The organism is Paenibacillus sp. 01T47 (assembly GCF_056398245.1).
Window position 1 is genome coordinate 257,531 of record NZ_JBFTPA010000002.1, and the last position, 17,622, is coordinate 275,152.

Below are 17,622 nucleotides of genomic sequence, written 5' to 3' on the forward strand. Positions count from 1 at the left end.
AAGACCTATCACAAATGCAAGCAAGCCGATCTACAAGAAGAGTAGACCGGCAATTGCCACGGAGGGTGTTTATCTTCACGAAGATAAAGGATATTAAGCTAAAACCACTCCTAGTTTTGCATCGACCATGCTTCTACATCCCATGTTTTGGTAGCCATATCCTCGTAAAATTCCGGTTCATGAGATACAAGCACGACAGTACCTTTATAAGCCTTAAGAGCACGCTTCAATTCCGCTTTAGCCACAACGTCCAAATGGTTCGTCGGCTCATCGAACAGAATCCAGTTGCTCTCGCGCATCATAAGCTTGCATAGACGAACCTTCGCTTGCTCGCCGCCGCTCAGCTGGTTAAGCGAACGTGTAATATGTTCATTTTTCAAGCCACAGCGTGCAAGGGCACCCCGAACCTCTGATTGGGTCATGAAGGAGAACTCATCCCATACATCCTCAAGCGGCGTCATGGTCGGAGCTTTTGCTTCTTGCTCAAAGTAAGCAGGATTTAAATAATCGCCCAGATAGGTTTTGCCGTCAAGCGCTGGAATTACGCCTAAAATGGTTTTGAGTAGTGTAGATTTACCAACGCCGTTGCATCCTACGATAGCAATCTTATCACCACGTTCAATGACCATGTCCATTTTTGGCAGCAGAGGTTTATTGTAACCGATGACCATGCCCTCTGCTTCAAATACAGTCTTGCCGCTCGTTCTCGATTCTTTAAAGTTAAACGTTGGTTTTGCCGCTTCTTCCGGTTTATCAATACGATCAATACGATCAAGCTGCTTCTCGCGGCTCTTAGCACGTCCTGATGTTGAAGCGCGTGCTTTGTTTTTTTGAATAAAATCCTCTTGCTTTTTAATAAAATCCTTTTGTTTCTCGTATGCGTCGATGTGCTGCGCCTTGTTCAGGTCAGCCATTTCAAGAAATTTATCATAATTGGCCGAATAGCGTGTCAGCTTCGTAAATTCAAGATGGTAAATCACGTTGACCACTTGATTCATAAAGCTCGTTTCATGTGAAATAAGAACAAACGCATGCGGGTAGTTTTTCAAATAGTTAGTTAGCCAATTGATATGCTCTTCATCCAAATAGTTCGTAGGCTCATCGAGCAGTAGAACACCTGGTTTTTCAAGAAGCAGCTTCGCTAGCAGTACCTTTGTCCGCTGACCGCCGCTAAGTGCAGTAACATCACGATCAAGTCCAATCGCATTCAGACCTAGCCCGTTTGCCATCTCATCGACTTTTACATCAATTAAATAGAAATCGCCGATCTCCAGCTCTTCCTGAATCTCACCCATACGTGTAAGCAGCTCATCTAATTTATCTGAATCTGCATCGCCCATTTGAGCTGCAATATTGTTTAGCTCTTCTTCCAATAGCAGCAAAGGTAAAAAAGCATCCTTCAGTACATCACGGATCGTTTTACCTGCTTCAAGCTTCGTATGTTGATCCAAGTAGCCGTAACGAACACGCGGTGTCCATTCGACCTTTCCTTCATCCTTCAACAGTTTGCCTGTTAAAATATTCATCAGTGTTGACTTGCCTGTACCATTCGCACCGACTAGGCCAACATGCTCTCCATCCAACAAACGGAAGGCTACATTTTTAAAAAGCACACGATCTCCGAACGTATGTGATAATTGCTCAACTGTTAACAAACTCATTTGTCTTTATCTCCATTCATATATGAACCATAGTTATAGCTTGTGAAATGTGTCGTTTTGCCCGTATCATTGTACCACAAAAATGGTCATTTTGTGTTCATTTCCTTATAAAGGAGCTGTAAAATGGGCGAAAGCGCATGATTTAATCGTTTATTTAAGCGCGATTCATCCGTTGCCCAGAGCCCTTTCCATTGCAAAGAAAGCAGCGTCTCTTCAGGAAGTCGCGGCACGATGGCTAACGGCTTGTCAGGAAATAAGGAAAGCCACTCATTCCGACCATGGTAGTTCAGATCTTTGTTCGCGATATAAAATAATTTTCCACCTGTGGCTTTCATTTTTTGCTTCAAGTCCATTAGCAGCTTTAATTCGCTCGCTTGCCACTTAACCACAGCAGGATCACCAATTACAAACACGAAATGCGACTGCTTCAGCATGGATAAAGCATTAGACTCCTTCCATCTGCCAGAGAAATCGAACAGCTGGTACATAGTTGATGAAGTTCGAAGCATTTGTGCAAAAGCCAGAGTATCATATTTAGCATCATCGGAGCTTAGTTCAGAATAAAATGAAAACCAATTTACTGCTAAATCATTATGTTTATACTGGATATAACGTTTATCCTGCATTAGCTGACCAGACTGTTCATAATTACTGATGCTTTTATGTCCAGATAACCATGCATGCCATTCAGGCTTAGTATCGTCGTATTCGACTGCTGCTATTGAAGCGCCTTGCCTCCCAAGCAGGACTGCAAGCGCATGCGTCAAAAAGGTAGACCCTGCACCTGAGGATAAAGATAATAAGCCGATCAGCTTCTGATTTAATTGTGTACGGGGATTGCTTTTTTGTTGATTCCAGAACACCTTATTGTCGCTATCAGGCTCTACAAAAAACTCTAGCGCCTTCTCCGCTTCAGCAATAGTTGCATATCGATATTGAGGATCGGGTTGAAGCAAACGTTTTAGCACAAGCTTAAAGGCTTTCGGAACGTCTGGCTGCAAAGATGTAAATAAAGCAGACTCCGCTGTCCAGTTCGCTTTCTGATGATAAATACTTCCCTCACTAGCCATAAAATACAGCAGCGCACCGAGTCCATAAATGTCCGTTCGCTCATCGCTTTGCCCTGCTCCTGCTTGCTCCGGCGCTGCGAAGCCATACGTTCCAAGCTGAACGGTATCTTTATCCTTGCCGGTAATATATTGGCGTGAAATCCCAAAATCAATTAGTTTTACATTTCCTTTTTTGTCAATCATCACGTTTGAGGGCTTCAAATCACGATGAATAATTGGAGGCGTATGTTCATGCAAGTAACGAATCGCAGAGCATAGCTGTAATCCGATATCGATTATGCTTGTAAAGGTTAGCTGTGCTCCGTTTGAACGAAATAAATCTGCAATCGTGCAACCTTCAATTAATTCCATTACCAGTGCTTCGAATTGCAGCTCATGTGGAGGGAAGTAGTCGATCATTAATGGAAGCTGCGGATGCTCCAGCCTCATCATCATTTGTGCTTCTTCCGCATATTTTCGACCGCCTGGCAGCGGTGCGATGACTTTCATTGCTCTTCGTTTATTTGCGAGCTTCAAATCATCAGCGGCGTAGACAACTCCCATGCCACCTCGCCCAAGAATGCCAACAATTCGGTATCGATCACCCACCACAGATCCTATTGCATAAGGTGAAAACAACTCATCCGAACCTTCCATATCGATCCCTCCAGCATAAAATACGAACAAAAAAAGGCATCCCGACGCCGTTTGTAAGTTACAAACCGCATCAGGATGCCTTCCTGATTTCCTATCTATTAGTGCTACTTTAACATAGTTATTAAACTTGAAACAAGCAGCATTTCATTAAAATACACGTTTTTTGGAATTCAACAGCTCCGCCAAAAACGCAAGCACAAGTCCTTGCCCCCAGCCTTGTACACGTTTGTGAGCCACTTCACGATAGCCCTGCAAATCATTCATAACTGCTGTGCCGGCTGATACATTCAGTACTGCGCCGTCCTCTGTAATTTGGCTCAAAATACCTTCAATCGAACGCTGAATGTATTTGTTGTATAAGGAACCAAATGTGAATAATCCAGTCGCAATTCCTGCTGAACCCGACGTTTCATGATAGGAGCTATCATCGTTTAGAACCGTGTGCCATAGCCCATTTTCGGATTGCATTCGCACTAATGTACTGAGCTGATCTCGCATCGAGCCTTCAATAATCATAAATGAAGGATGCTGAACGGCGATATGCGGCAATGCCTTTGCCATTGTTAGAGCAGCCCAAGAGTTTCCGCGTGCCCAGAAGATCGAGGACATATGATTTTGTGCGATATTGTCCCAGCCATGATAGTAGAGGTTCGTAACGGGATCTTGTAAAAAATGCTCATGACCGTGATACTGCTTTAGGCCATCCTCTAAATAGTCGTTTCGTCCTAGCAAATGTCCCATACGCACGAGGAAATAACCCGCCATCATCATCGTATCCACCCACGCTTGCTCAGGAAAATTATACGTTTCTGAATTGACCGTGTGCTGGAAAATGCCATCTGCGAATCGTACCGCATCATTTTTTAAGTATTCGGCCATTTGAATGGCGACATCTAAATATTTTTGCTCGTCAGTTGCTTTGTACAATGAAATTAAAGCATGACCTATGGATACTCCGTTGACTGATAGCTTCGGCAAGCCGTCTTCCAGCTTCTCATCAATCCATTCCTGTAAAAGCTGAATATAACGTTCATTACCTGTTGCCTCGTACGCTTCCGCAACCCCATAGAAAGCAACACCGCCCGGCCAATCCCAGCTAAAATCCATTCTGAATGTGCGATCTACAACACGATCTATAACGTCCTTAATATGATTTTCGTCAAATTGAAGCTGTGGCATTTCCATCTTCCTCTCCCCTATTTCATTTTGAATGTCTATTTCAAACCGCTGGTGCTGATTCCTTCAACAATATACTTCTGGAATGCGAAGAAAATGGCGAGCACCGGTATGAGGCTGACGATTGACATCGCGAACATAGCGCCCCAGTTGGAGACGGTATCGCTGTCCAGAAACATTTTCAGACCCATCGACACAGGATACAAACTTGGACGATTCAAGTATAAAACCGGTCCGAGCAAGTCTTCCCAGCGCCAGTAAAACGAGAAAATTGAAGCGGTAGCCAGAGCTGGAACGACGAGCGGCAAAATAATTCGGAAAAACAAGCGGAACTTCCCGCAGCCATCGATCGTTGCTGCTTCGTCAAGCTCATTCGGTATGGTCCGAATGAACTGAATGAGTAAAAAGATAAAAAACGGAATGCCGAAATATTGCGGGATAACAATAGGTTTAATTGAATTTAACCAATGAAGCTTCGCAAACAAAATATATTGCGGAACGAGTACAACATCATGAGGAAGCATGAGCGTAACCATCATGATTCCAAACCAAAACGTTTTCCCCACAAAATTAAGTCTTGCAAATCCAAAAGCGATAAATGCAGATGATAATACAGCTCCGATGGTAGAAATAACAACGATTTCTAGAGAATTCATAATAAAATTGCCGAATGACTGACCTGCTATGCCGACCCAGCCTATTTTATAATTTTCCCAAATCCAAGGCTGTGGTATAAGTGAATCAGCCGTTGCGAAGATGAGATTGCTTTGCTTAAATGAACTCATTAACAGCCATAACACCGGGTAAACCATTACTAGCGCGAGCGCTGCGACAAATATGTGGTAGATCGGCCACTTCAGCTTTTTGAATGTCATGTTTAATGGCCACCTTTCGACTCGTAATGAACCCATTTTTTAGAGGTATAGAACAAAATCCCGGTTAGGATAGCGATAATAATGAGCATTACCCACGCCATTGCTGAAGCAAATCCCATATCGAAATAAACGAATGCTTGACGGAACAAATAAAGGGAATAAAGAAGTGTGCCGTCTAACGGGCCGCCCTCGCCTTTTGAAATAATGTAAGCTGGAACGAAAGTCATAAATGCTCCGATAGTTTGCATGATCGTATTAAACAAAATGATCGGGCTGAGCATAGGCAAAGTAATTTTGAAGAAGCGAACGACTGGCCCCGCTCCATCCACATTGGAAGCTTCGTACAATTCTGGCGGTATATTTTTGAGACCTGCTAGAAAAATAAGCATCGACGATCCAAATTGCCAAACGGACAATGTAATGAGCATCCACAGCGCAGCTGCAGGTTCAGCAAACCATCTCACGCTATCTAAACCGAGTGCATTCAGAAAAATGTTTATAACCCCTTCGTCGCCATAAAGGTTGCGCCACATAATCGACACGGCAACGCTACCGCCAATAATCGAAGGAAGATAATAAACGGTCCGATATAACCCGATTGCTTTCGAGGCTGTATTCAAGATCATCGCAATAAATAAAGCAAAGGCCAATCTAAGCGGTACACCGATAAAAACGTATAAAAAAGTAACCTTCAGAGATGCCCAAAACTTCGAATCATCAAAAAACATCGTCTGGTAATTCTCTAATCCGATAAAGGATGGTGTCGATAAGAGATCATAATCGGTAACCGAGAAATATAACGATGCGACAGCGGGTACTAAGGTGAACAACAAAAATCCGATAACAAATGGACCAATAAAAGTGTAGCCAACCAAGTTGTTTTTAAGTGATAGCGATTTCATCTTATCCAACTCCTATACGAAGTCTAGCGTGCCAATGCATCTTTATTTATGAAAAAACGATGGTCGATCTAACGACCAACCATCGCTTCTATTCAAACAATATTACTTGTTTTTCTTAAGAATAGCGGTTGCTTCGTCTCTAAACTTCTTAGCTGCGTCTTCTGGTTTAATTTTGTTGTAGTTCATTTGCTCTGCAAGGCTTGTGAGCGATTTGAACACCTCTGCAGAACCGATTGGATCAGCTGGATCCATTGGTGAGCTGTTCGCTTCTGCCCAAGCAACATAGTCGTATACTTGGATTTGTGCTTCAGTAGAAACTGCTTTTAACGCTTCTTTCACTTTAGAGGAAACAGGTACGCCGCGATCGCCTAAAATCAATTTGTTAGCTTCGATATCATTTACGAAGAAGTTGATAAATTTAGCTGCTTCTTCTTTCACTTTCGAATTTTCCGATACGGAGAAGAACATACTTGGCTTAAGGAATAACCCTTTAGTCATATTTGGACCAGCCATTGGAGCAATTGCTAGCGGACGGTTAGCCACTTGCTGCAATCCAACATATTGGTTCGACCATTGCCATACGCCAATGCCTTGGTTCAATACAAGGTGGCTGTCTTCTGCGCCTTTGATTTGAGCTAGAACGTCTGGTGACGGTACTGCACCATCGATAACAAGTTTAGCTAGCATTCCGAAGAAATCGGTGAATAGTTGATCATCCTCGTAGCCAAGGCCGTTGCCTTCTGCGTTAAACAACGTTTTATCAAGTGTACGAAGGTAGTAGCCGAAGAACACTTCTGGACGCATACCGTTGTCGAAGAAAATTCCTGCTGCTTTTGCTTTTGCAGCCATTGCTACGTAATCATCCCAAGTGTAGTTTTCAGGAATGGAATCAATGCCTGCTTTTTTAAGTAGTGCTGGATCGTAGTTAAATCCAAGAGCATTTACACCAAGGTTCATACCGTATAGTCCATCGCCTAATTTACCGCCATCAATTGCATTTTGGCTAATGTCACTTACGTCAATTTGATTGCCGATAAATGGAGTCAAATCAGCCAATTGTTTTCTGCCAGCGTATTGCGAATAGTTTTGCGTATCGATTTGGATGATATCAGGAAGCTCGTTTGCAGCTGCTTGAGGAGCAAGCTTTTTCCAGTAGTCATCATAGTTTGCATATTCCATTTCTATCGTTACATGCGGGTTTTTCGCTTTGTACATCTCAATGACTTTCATTGTGTAATCATGACGCGGCTGACCGCCCCACCATGCGATACGAAGAGTGACCGGCTTTGCTTCTGCTGGCTCTTCTTTCACTTCGTTTGTTGATTTTGGTGCGTTGGTCGCATTTGTTGGTTTTTCATTGTTTGCGTTTCCGCCGCAAGCGCTTACGAGAACTAGTGCAAAAGCCATGAGCATCAAAAGCATTTTCTTTGGTGCTTTCATTGTGTTACGCCCCTTCCAGACTCTTTAATGTTGTTTACAAGCTTTATTATAGGGTGAATGTCGAATCGTCGGAATTAAAAAAACCGCTTTCTTTGTTAAAAAAACAGAGGTCGCCATTATGGCGACCTTTTGAATTCGGAAGGCGTGAACCCTGTATGTTTTTTAAAAACTTGACTAAAATATTGCGGATTATCGCCAAAACCAAATTTCTCAGCGAGTTCAAAAACCTTCACATCACCTGTTTTCTCAATCTCTTCCATCGCTTGCTCCATCCTTAACCGAACAACATAATTTGAGAATTTCTCTCCCATTTCCTTCTTAAACAGCTTGCCTACATAATCTGCGTTCATGTATAAGATCTCACTTGCTACCCAGTTGAGCGATAGATCAGGATTGGAAATATGCGCTTCAATTACTTGAATCATCTTCTGAATAATGGCGGAATGCTTATTGGTGTGGGTATGAAAGTTGTTCAAGCATATTTGCTGCGCACATTCGGTGACGAATTGCTGCGTCGTTTTTAGTGTTGTAAATTGATCAAATCCGGCAATCTTAGTTAAATATTCATTGATTTCTTCAGGTTTGCCTTGTCTAACGACAGATATGTAAAGCGGTATGACATAAGATTTCGAGAGATGCATGTCCATGCGACTGTCGGCAAGCATATCAAAATAGTTTTGCAGCTCATGCTGAACAAACGCCCAGTCTCCTGATTTGACATGCATGCAAAGAGGCTCTTCATCATAGATGAAAGGCTTAAGCGCATTATCATCTCCTCTTTCAACATCCTTCTGCGTTATGATGCTTCCTTCGCCTAAATAAAATTGATAATTTAAGCATTCCAGCGTATCACGATACATTTTACGAGCATCGATAATTTGACCTGGATTGCTGACGGCCACTGTAGCATCCAATTTGTAATAGGAAGAAAACGTTTGCTTAATTTCATTCAATTGTGCAAATAAAACGTCTGTTTCGTTAATCTCTTTAATGAGCAACAGCACATGTTTTCCTATCGTCGTACTGAGAAGTACCGTCGGTTTGCCGAGGACATCCTGAGCGATGTTTTTGACCGCAAACAGATGCTCAAATTCAAACACACCCTCTATTTGAAACAAAATCAACTGAACCTTTTCATTGTCTACTGTAATATGAAACAGGTTGCCATAATCATCCCAATCACGCTGGCCATATGTTTTATTGGTAACAAGCTCCTTAAGGAATTGCTCCTTCGCGTGAGGAAGTACCTTTGAAAGCTCTTTCTGGATATGAAGCATGAAGCTCTCTTGCGTTTGCTGTTTCCTCAGCTCTGTTATCACCTCGGTTAGTGCATCCGTAATCGTATTTTCATTGCATGGCTTAAGCAAATAGTGTTTAACTCCAAATTGCATCGCAGTGCGAGCATAATCAAACTCACTAAAGCCGGAAAGAAGAATAAATGCGATATGCGGGTAGTTTTCATACACTTTTTCCACCAGCTGCAGCCCGTTCATGCCTGGCATTTTGATATCTGAAATGACGATATCCGGCATATGGCTCTCGATAAAGGCCAAAGCTTCAAGTCCATTGCGCGCCGTTCCTGCCAGTTCTGCCTCATATGCATTCCAGTTTACAGTTCGCGATATGCCTTCTACGATGATTCGTTCATCATCAACCAACAAAACCTTATACATGGGAATCCCTCATTTCATAAGGAAGCATCAGCTTCACTTTGGTACCGCCGTTTCGCTTGCTCTCTACCATTAAGCCGTATGCATCGCCATACAGCAGCTTGATGCGGTCTTCGATATTTTTCAAGCCTAAGCCGGAGCCTTTCGTCTGCACTTGTCCGCTTAATAGCTTTGTGACAAACTCTTCTTCCATTCCCGGCCCATTATCCTCCACTGAAATAAACCACAGCTCATTTTCCACATAGGCATGTATTTGTATTTTACAGGTGTCAATCATTTGTTCAAGGCCGTAATTGATTGCATTCTCAACGAGCGGTTGAAGCGAAAGCTTCGGAATGCTGCAGTTAAGTAACTTGTCTGGTACGTCAATATGGAAATCAAGCCGTTCTTCAAAACGATATTTCTGAATCGTGACATAGTGATTAATGATGTCCAGTTCCTTGCTAAGCGGAATGAGCGGCTCCTTCAAATTGATTGACGTTCTGAGCAGGGAGCCGAGCGCTTCAACCATCTGAGAAATATGTGTTTGGTTGCTTAGCTTGGCGGACCAGTTGATCGACTCTAATGTGTTGTACAAAAAGTGTGGATTAATTTGAGCTTGCAGCGCTTTAAATTCCGTATCGCGAATTGTAAGCTGCTTCACGTAATTTTCATGAATGAGCTCATTGATTCGTTCAATCATTATTCGGAAGTTTCGATGCATTTGACCAGCTTCATCCATTGCAAGCGCTCTCTCATTCGGCTCCTCGATATATTCAAAATTGCCGAGCTGCACTCTTTTCATTTTAGCATTCAAGCGTTCAATAGGCTCAGTAATACCATTTGCGAAGCCAACTGCAATGAGGAGAATGACGATAAATAATATAGCAAAAATAATAATAATCGTATTTTTGACCTTCACGACACGGTCAAAGATGTCATCAAATGGGATCAGCGTATAATAAGTCCAATCGGTATACGTTGACGCTATATAAGTAACAAAATATTGCTTCCCCTCATAACGTATAACTTTGTAGCCCTCATTGCCAGGCAGCGCAGATAAGGACTCCATGGAAAAAGCGGACGCTTCAGGATACACCGCTTCATTGTTTTTCATAATGACTAGCTTGGCGTCGTTGCTGTTCATGCCTTTAGCAAGATCTCTAAACAGTTTGTTCATATCGATGCGAAGCGCTAAAGTGCCAAGATAGTCTAAGCTCAGCTGCTCAAACGAACGCACTTCTCGCGCAGCAATTAAGGACTTATCGTTGCTGTAGGGGGCAATCCACGTATTCCCACCCTTTTTGACCGCTGTTGCATTTTTGAATGCATCCAGACGGTCCTGGTAAATCGTTATCGAGTTTGCACCAACCGCATATTCATTATCATTTACGTCATACAGCTGGGCGGAAAGCACGTATTTATCAAGCCCGCCGATATTGACCATTCGCTCCTTCACCGTTAATTGCACAACATAGTTATCATAATCGGACAAACCGCTCTTGATGGATCTCAAATAGTGCTGGATCGTAGAATCCGTTGAAAGCATAAAGGTAAGCTTCTCCATCTTTTTCAGCTCATTCTCGATACTGAGGGACGACAAACTGAGCGCTTTGGAAGATTGCTTATAAATTTCCTGATCATAAAAATCAAAAGCGTATTGCTGAATGATGATAGCAAGCATAGCAACAACCAGCATGATGACTGATATCAACACAAACATTTTGTGTTTGATACGCAAATTCATATAAAGCGCTTTCAAGCTCTGCATTGGCCAGGTCTCCTTTAAGAGATTACAGCTATTATCGATTTATTAGTGGTTAGAAGACATACTTATTCTTTGCTAGGATTGTAAGCTGGATTTGAAAAAAGAGCGCCCTCCTTTCAACAAGGGGGGCAACTCCTGTTATTTTTTGATCAAATAAAGTGTGATTTCTTCTCTGTTATGGAACAGCTGCTTAGCTTTTTGAAGCTTAAATTCTGTTGAAAGTCTTGAAATCACGTCTCGAATCGTTTGAAGCGGTTTCCGGTGCATCAACTTAACTGTAATTATGGCAGTTGCACCCTTCGTTAGTGCAGGCTCAAGATCGAGAACGAGCTTGCACATCATCATCGGACTCCAACTCATATCACACACTAGTAGCTGGAATGAATCGGGATTAAATTTCACTTCGGATGCATTGCGCTTTAAGTAAGTTAACGTAGGATACGCCATTAGCGATGGATGCAATTCAGCAGGATCGATGGCTGTAACTCTCAAGCCGCGCTCAAGTAAAAGGGATGTCCAGCCGCCTGGCGCTGCGCCAACATCAAGGGCATTTTGAAACTGCGCGTAATTTAGGTTGAATTCACGTTCTGCTTCAAGTAGCTTAAATTTGGCACGCGAGACTTGTCCTTCTTCACGTTGAAAACGAACGGCTCCGCCCGGCCAATCCGAGAGCATCTCCGATGGCGATCCAAAACCGACATAAAGCTGATTGATCGCAGCATAGATCGCAATGATAACGTCTGGCTGCTGTACAACAGGTTCCGCGTCAATCTCTTCAAGTACCGCGTCTATCACCGCTTTTGTATCCGCAGCCGAATACACAAACTCCGATTTCGACGTACGTCTAATATGAACGGCTACCCGTTTATTTTCCAAAGTTAATACAGCATTTCGAACCATGCTAGACAATTGTTCTAAATCATTCGCATTTCCTGTAATTTCAATCGTCCGATCCACCGGCTGCACATGGCGCAAAAAGATCGGCTCCTGCTGATGAATAGCTTGCAGCGTCTCTTCCCGTGTTAGCGGGCTTGTCATTAAAAACACTTCGCCTGCTGCCAGCTGTGTGAAGGCAACGCCCTCAATCAGCCTCCGAAGCTCCTCCATCGCATATGGTGCATAAGTTTGATTAGCTGTTCCGATCCATTGACTCACGTATGTTAAACCTCTTTCGTGTTATATTACCCTAGATCCCTAGAGGGATTTTTTTCACCCTTGCCCTCGAGGGTTTAACACCCTGAGCCCTAAACAATTACTACACCAACCCTACAAGCGTTTCGAACCCACCCAAACCCTCCCTTCCAAGGGAGGGCCCCAAGGGTTGCACCCTCTGGACACCCGCAACTCGACTAACGTTGGCGATAATCTGTGCTGGAATGTTTAGTTTATGGATGAGCGCTTTCGTCCCTACGGGACACGCTGGAAGTTTGTTGTCTGTAAATGTAAATCGTGTCTTGATGTGTGAAAGATTGAAGCCTTCGTAAATACAAACATTTACATAAATCAGAGATAATAAAAAAACATAGAAATGCTAGGAAATTAATTCCGCAGCATTTTAGTTCTATTAATATTTTTAGTCTTTGTTTGCATTATAACCGAATATGTCACATTTCGTGTAATTATTCGAGTAATTAACTCAGATATTATTTTTGCTAGGTATTATTTGAGTATAGCCATATGAACCATTGTTTTAGCCCATAAATAATGATTAATGGACGATGTTAGTGAAATAGATATAGAAACTAGACCTATTTCAACTAAATGAGCTCAATAAAACTAAATAAGACTAGAATATAGTCTTAAACCAGAGAAAAATAAATTTTATTACTGCTTATTGTAAAATTGAGCACAAATAGAACTAAAAACTAGTCTTATTACCCTCAAACCAATCGAATTACTCCAAATAAGTCTAAAAATTAGTCTTATGTGTAACTGGCTTAACAATATGTAGTTAATATTATTTATAAAACTGCATCAAAAATATAAACTGGTCATCTCACTCAAGATCCTAGTTGATAATTTTACATAATGAGACTGTCTATTAAGAAAAGGTGAAAGCCTCTCCAGTGAAAGCATGTCCCCAAGGGACAAAAGCGTTAGATACTCTACCCTAACTCGCAAGCGACGATCAAGCTCCCACCTTAGTCCAACTGCACGTGTCCAAAGAGCGTAACTTTCAAAGTCCTTAAAAAATATAGAGTTTGGGTGTGTTCGAAAAGCCCTTGGGGTTCCCGATCATTAGTGAATGCAAGTCCCAAAGGGACGAATGCGTTCGATGTTCTACCCTAACTTATAAGCGCCGGTCAAGCTCCCACGTTAATCCAGTTTCGGGTGTCCAGAGGGTGCAACCCTTGGGCCCTTACCTTGGAAGGGAGGGTTTGTTGGGTTCGAAGCCACCTTGGGGTTCCCATCATTAGAGAAAGCGTGTCCCAAAGGGACGAAAGCGTTCGATGCTCTAACCAAACTTGCGAGCGTCGATCAAGCTCCCACATTAATCCAGTTGCTGTCCAGAGAGCGCAAACCTTGATCCACCTTGGGATGGTAAGGTTTGGGTGTGCTCGAAAACCCCTTGGGTTCCCCATAATTAGTGAAAGCGTGTCCCAAAGGGACGAAAGCGTTCGATGCTCTAACCAAACTATCGAGCGCCGATCAAGCTCCCACGTTAGTCCAGTTGCGGGTGTCCAGAGGGTGCAACCCTTGGGGCCCTCCCTTGGAAGGGAGGGTTTGGGTGGGTTCGAAAAGCCTTTAGGTTCGGGAGTTTTAAAAATCCTCAAAGATTTCACTTTAAAAAACCCTTAAGGGTTTGGGTGTAGTAGCCCTGAAGGGGCTGGGTCTAGAAAGCCCTTGAGGGTTTGGGTGTAGTAGCCCTTAAAGGGTCTGGGTTTAAAAAGCCCTTGAGGGTTTGGGTGCATATTATTGCCCAGCTATATTATTAATGAGAGCCTCCGGCATCGGACCATTGAACAGCTTGGTCTCTGCCGGCGCATTCGTTGAAAGCATATGGTACATTTGCATGCGACCAGCGGCACTTGAGGTGTGTAAGTATATTTGGCTTGGATAACGACCCGTTTCAACAATGTGGCGCACGACTTCGTAGCCAGTCGGCTGTGACCAGCCTAGATCGTAATCAAGCGATAAAATATCCACTTCCTCAAGGTCAATCAGCTGCTTGCACTCTTCGGCGTTGCTTGCCAATACAAAACCTTTTGGACAAGTGCGATAATCGTCTAAATATACATGAATCATAAATGAATCCCCCGTTCAACCGATAGACTCAAAGTACGCTTAATCCCTCATCTTGTTGACAAGCAGGACAAGCATACGCTTTGCGGCCAGATACATCGATTTTCTCAATCACAGCACCACAGCGTGAACATGGTTGACCCTCACGCTCGAAGACTTGAAAGTGATTCCGATGTTTTCCAGTTAAGCTATCTCCCTCAAAGAACGAATGCTCTCCCGCTCCTCCTTGTGAAATCGCTTCCTTCAGTACATTATGCATCGCTGCGTATAGGCGTTCCCATGCTTCGTTTTCTAATACTGGAACTTTAGTGTCAGGGCGAATCGCTGCGTCAAAACAAATCTCATCCGCATATGCAGCACCAATTCCAGAAATCACGTTTTGGTCGCTAAGAGCGGTTCTGATTGCAACACGTTTTTTGGCAAATAGTGCAATGAAACGATCCACTGTCACTCTTTTGTCCAATGCATCTGGTCCTAGGCGTCCAAGTTTCCCTTCGACTTCCTTCACAGTCAACAACTGCAAATCATCCGCACGCAAACCGACTCCATACAATACGGCTTCACCGAAATGCAGTTTCATCTGAACGTTGCGTTCAGGTTTATCAGACTCGCTTCCTCTATACAAATAAGCCCCTTGCCCCAAATGAAGCAATAGACGTTTTCCATTATCCAAGTGTAAAACTAAATGTAAACCTCTTCTTTCAACGAACCATACAACTTTACCAATCACGTCACGCTCAATTTGTTCTTCACTTGCTTGAAAAACTTTACCATTTGTTATCTCGATACCGGTAATTTGGGCGCCAGCGAAATGCTCCGCCAATAAAGCCCGATAATTTTCCAGTTCCGGCAATTCATGCATGAAAGCTCGCTTCCTTCCTATTTTCTTCGTTATAAGTCTTAACAATCTCTATGATCAGATATATAAGAACGAAGCTCTTCTAAATGATTGCAAATGACAGTTGGTTTACACCCTGCCTGCTCCATATAATAATCGATATTTTGCGCTGTAGTAAGCCCGGTCAGCACAAGAATCGTACCGCAGCCAGCAGCTGCTCCAAAAGCGATGTCTGTTGCCAAATTGTCGCCTACTACCCATGTTTCATCAGCGCTTAAGCCAATCGATCTTAATGAATAGCTCATAAGAATGGATGATGGTTTGCCAATGAGTATAGGCTCTTTGCCGCCCGCTGCCTTCAACATAGCTCCTATAGAGCCTGCTCCCGGAATGAGTCCATCACTGGATGGCAGCAGCAAATCAGGATTTGTCATAACGAATTCAGCCCCACTGTGAATATACCGAACGGCCTTCGTTAATCGCTCATAAGTGAACGAACGGTCAATTCCTTGTAAAACAAAATCCGGTTGTTCCTCTGTGAGATTTAAGCCTGCTTCTTGCAAAGCCTGTTTTAGTCCAGCCTCACCAACGACAAATACGGATGCACCTGGCTTAATCGAAGCGATATGCTCAGAAGCCGCTTGCGCGGATGTGCATACCTCATCAGCAGCAGCTGGAATACCCATTTTCATTAGCCTGTCAGCTACCTCATCGGGTGTAGAAGAGGAGTTGTTTGTAACAAAGCGATATGGAAGCTTAATCTCTCTCAAATAAGTGATGAGTTCAGCTGCACCAGCAATTTGATGAGTACCGTGATATAAGGTTCCGTCAAGATCAATTAATAAGCCGCGCATGGCAGGCAGTCCTGTTGTCATCGTTGTTTTCCTCCCAAGGGTAAACGGCAGTCGCCACTATAGTGGTCAAGCTTACGTTTTCCGTTGAAAGATAAGCTATATAGTTGAGCTGCAGCTGTCTGTTTACGCTTTTATCCTATTTTAAAAAGTAGCTTCTTAATGAACATGTTTGGTTGATTTGCGGCGCAGCCTTGCTATTCGATTACGCAAAGCATCGAGCTCCGCTCTTTTTTTTGCATCAGGCCGAATGAGCTGCGAATGATTCAGCGCACGTTCAAAAGCTGCATTCGCATATCCTAAAGCTGACTCAAAATCTTTGATCTTATGCTCATAATACATGGCAAGCTCAATGCTTGCTTCATGGGCAGCAGATCCAAAATGATTAGAAGAATGAATAATAGCCTTCTGCCACAATAACACAGCACGATCCCAATTTCCAGCCTTCTTGTCCCGCGCGGCAAGCATGACTAGTGTAGAAGGTTTTGAGTTCTCTTCCTTCATGGCCATATCGAATAAATGATCAGGAAGCTCCATTTTACCCATACGCTCTAGCCAAAGACCTGTGCGCACCATCTCCTCAGGCTCATCGGGCAACGGAATATACAACTTAATCGTTCCGTTTAACAAATGTCCAAATCGAATCGCTAGACAAGCTAGGGATAACATATCTATTTCATTATGGCGAAAAACTCCCTCAAGCGGTGCTGGATCTCCATTCGCCAGAAATTGAAAATAAAGCTGAGGAGCGAGTGATCCTGGAACGTCATCCTCCCGGTGAATACCGAGCCGCTCTTCTTCAACATGGCTCAATTTACACGAAACGAGCGTATTACGCCATATCGATCTTGCAGGATGCAAGAAATCAAGATGCTGAGGCTCCCACATTTTTTGGCCAAGTCCATTCATAATAAAACGATTTTGAACGAGCGGCCAATCGAAGGTTTTTCCGTTGTAGGTGGACAAAAAAGTATAATCGTTCAGCTTCCCCATCAAATAATGAAGCATTGCCCGCTCTTCAGCAGGATGCCTGATCAACGCTTGCTCGATGACAAATTGGTCCTTTGACAAATAGCCTATGCCAACCATGAAAGGAACGTTCCCTGCTCCAACGCCTAAACCTGTCGTTTCCAAATCGAGAAACATAATTTGTTCCGCAGATGTTAAAGAATGGGGATGAAAAGCTGATAAGGCAGGTGCAGCCTCGTGCAGCTCTACTAATGCATGATGACCATGGCGATAATCTGACGGATAAATGATTTTTCGGAGCAAAAAGCTTCCAATTTCATTCGTAACCAGCTTGACATCGAAGGTCTCCCACACGGGTGAAAGCCATTCTTCATCACCTTCCGGCTGTTGTACCATCTTCTCTTCAGTGGCAGGAACCACCGACGCTGGCTGGTTCTCTTCCTCGCGGATGTTTCCCCGCAAACGATTCATTTTATCGCGTAATAAGCTCATCGTTTGCCCTCCGCTTCATTAAGAAGATAACATGTTTGCTTTCGCACACCAA

The 17,622-nt window shown here is 43.2% G+C and carries 13 protein-coding genes; all 13 read right to left on the bottom strand.

What is annotated here, in order from left to right:
* Positions 1-110: 110 nt before the first annotated feature.
* Positions 111-1,661: an ABC-F family ATP-binding cassette domain-containing protein gene (locus AC1DOV_RS05185; protein ID WP_339202673.1), complete on the bottom strand. Its 1,551-nt coding sequence runs from the start codon at positions 1,659-1,661 to the stop codon at positions 111-113.
* Positions 1,662-1,747: 86 nt separating this feature from the next.
* Positions 1,748-3,367, bottom strand: coding sequence for a serine/threonine protein kinase (locus AC1DOV_RS05190; protein ID WP_477549353.1), 1,620 nt, complete (start codon positions 3,365-3,367; stop codon positions 1,748-1,750).
* Between the two features lie 147 nt (positions 3,368-3,514).
* Positions 3,515-4,546, bottom strand: a complete 1,032-nt coding sequence (locus AC1DOV_RS05195) for a glycoside hydrolase family 88/105 protein (RefSeq protein ID WP_477549594.1) — start codon at positions 4,544-4,546, stop codon at positions 3,515-3,517.
* 35 nt (positions 4,547-4,581) lie between these two features.
* Positions 4,582-5,418, bottom strand: coding sequence for a carbohydrate ABC transporter permease (locus tag AC1DOV_RS05200; protein WP_076265830.1), 837 nt, complete (start codon positions 5,416-5,418; stop codon positions 4,582-4,584).
* Between the two features lie 2 nt (positions 5,419-5,420).
* A complete protein-coding gene (locus AC1DOV_RS05205; protein ID WP_076265829.1) occupies positions 5,421-6,320 on the bottom strand; it encodes a carbohydrate ABC transporter permease in 900 nt (299 codons plus the stop codon).
* Positions 6,321-6,422: 102 nt separating this feature from the next.
* A complete protein-coding gene (locus AC1DOV_RS05210) occupies positions 6,423-7,760 on the bottom strand; it encodes an ABC transporter substrate-binding protein (protein ID WP_339202676.1) in 1,338 nt (445 codons plus the stop codon).
* A gap of 116 nt (positions 7,761-7,876) precedes the next feature.
* Positions 7,877-9,433, bottom strand: a complete 1,557-nt coding sequence (locus AC1DOV_RS05215) for a response regulator transcription factor (RefSeq protein WP_477512983.1) — start codon at positions 9,431-9,433, stop codon at positions 7,877-7,879.
* Positions 9,426-11,180, bottom strand: a complete 1,755-nt coding sequence (locus AC1DOV_RS05220; RefSeq protein WP_477512982.1) for a sensor histidine kinase — start codon at positions 11,178-11,180, stop codon at positions 9,426-9,428. Before AC1DOV_RS05220 ends, AC1DOV_RS05215 begins: the two co-directional genes overlap by 8 nt.
* Before the next feature lie 135 nt (positions 11,181-11,315).
* A complete protein-coding gene (locus tag AC1DOV_RS05225) occupies positions 11,316-12,332 on the bottom strand; it encodes an SAM-dependent methyltransferase (protein ID WP_076265825.1) in 1,017 nt (338 codons plus the stop codon).
* A 1,758-nt stretch (positions 12,333-14,090) separates the two neighbouring features.
* Complete coding sequence (locus AC1DOV_RS05230) at positions 14,091-14,423, bottom strand: cyclic-phosphate processing receiver domain-containing protein (RefSeq protein ID WP_076265823.1); 333 nt, start codon at positions 14,421-14,423, stop codon at positions 14,091-14,093.
* Positions 14,424-14,451: 28 nt separating this feature from the next.
* The gene (locus AC1DOV_RS05235) at positions 14,452-15,282 is read right to left on the bottom strand and encodes an Fpg/Nei family DNA glycosylase (protein ID WP_477549354.1); all 831 of its coding nucleotides are present in this window, start codon (positions 15,280-15,282) and stop codon (positions 14,452-14,454) included.
* Between the two features lie 38 nt (positions 15,283-15,320).
* Positions 15,321-16,133, bottom strand: a complete 813-nt coding sequence (locus tag AC1DOV_RS05240) for a TIGR01457 family HAD-type hydrolase (RefSeq protein ID WP_477549355.1) — start codon at positions 16,131-16,133, stop codon at positions 15,321-15,323.
* Between the two features lie 135 nt (positions 16,134-16,268).
* On the bottom strand, positions 16,269-17,570 hold the full coding sequence (locus tag AC1DOV_RS05245; RefSeq protein WP_477549356.1) for a ribonuclease H-like domain-containing protein: 1,302 nt from the start codon (positions 17,568-17,570) through the stop codon (positions 16,269-16,271).
* Between the last annotated feature and the right edge of the window lie 52 nt (positions 17,571-17,622).

Bases quoted from the DNA above. Each gene is read 5' to 3' on its own strand.
- AC1DOV_RS05185 (WP_339202673.1), bottom strand. From the start codon at position 1,661: ATGAGTTTGTTAACAGTTGAGCAATTATCACATACGTTCGGAGATCGT.
- AC1DOV_RS05190 (WP_477549353.1), bottom strand. From the start codon at position 3,367: ATGGAAGGTTCGGATGAGTTGTTTTCACCTTATGCAATAGGATCTGTG.
- AC1DOV_RS05195 (WP_477549594.1), bottom strand. From the start codon at position 4,546: ATGCCACAGCTTCAATTTGACGAAAATCATATTAAGGACGTTATAGAT.
- AC1DOV_RS05200 (WP_076265830.1), bottom strand. From the start codon at position 5,418: ATGACATTCAAAAAGCTGAAGTGGCCGATCTACCACATATTTGTCGCA.
- AC1DOV_RS05205 (WP_076265829.1), bottom strand. From the start codon at position 6,320: ATGAAATCGCTATCACTTAAAAACAACTTGGTTGGCTACACTTTTATT.
- AC1DOV_RS05210 (WP_339202676.1), bottom strand. From the start codon at position 7,760: ATGAAAGCACCAAAGAAAATGCTTTTGATGCTCATGGCTTTTGCACTA.
- AC1DOV_RS05215 (WP_477512983.1), bottom strand. From the start codon at position 9,433: ATGTATAAGGTTTTGTTGGTTGATGATGAACGAATCATCGTAGAAGGC.
- AC1DOV_RS05220 (WP_477512982.1), bottom strand. From the start codon at position 11,180: ATGCAGAGCTTGAAAGCGCTTTATATGAATTTGCGTATCAAACACAAA.
- AC1DOV_RS05230 (WP_076265823.1), bottom strand. From the start codon at position 14,423: ATGATTCATGTATATTTAGACGATTATCGCACTTGTCCAAAAGGTTTT.
- AC1DOV_RS05235 (WP_477549354.1), bottom strand. From the start codon at position 15,282: ATGCATGAATTGCCGGAACTGGAAAATTATCGGGCTTTATTGGCGGAG.
- AC1DOV_RS05240 (WP_477549355.1), bottom strand. From the start codon at position 16,133: ATGACAACAGGACTGCCTGCCATGCGCGGCTTATTAATTGATCTTGAC.
- AC1DOV_RS05245 (WP_477549356.1), bottom strand. From the start codon at position 17,570: ATGAGCTTATTACGCGATAAAATGAATCGTTTGCGGGGAAACATCCGC.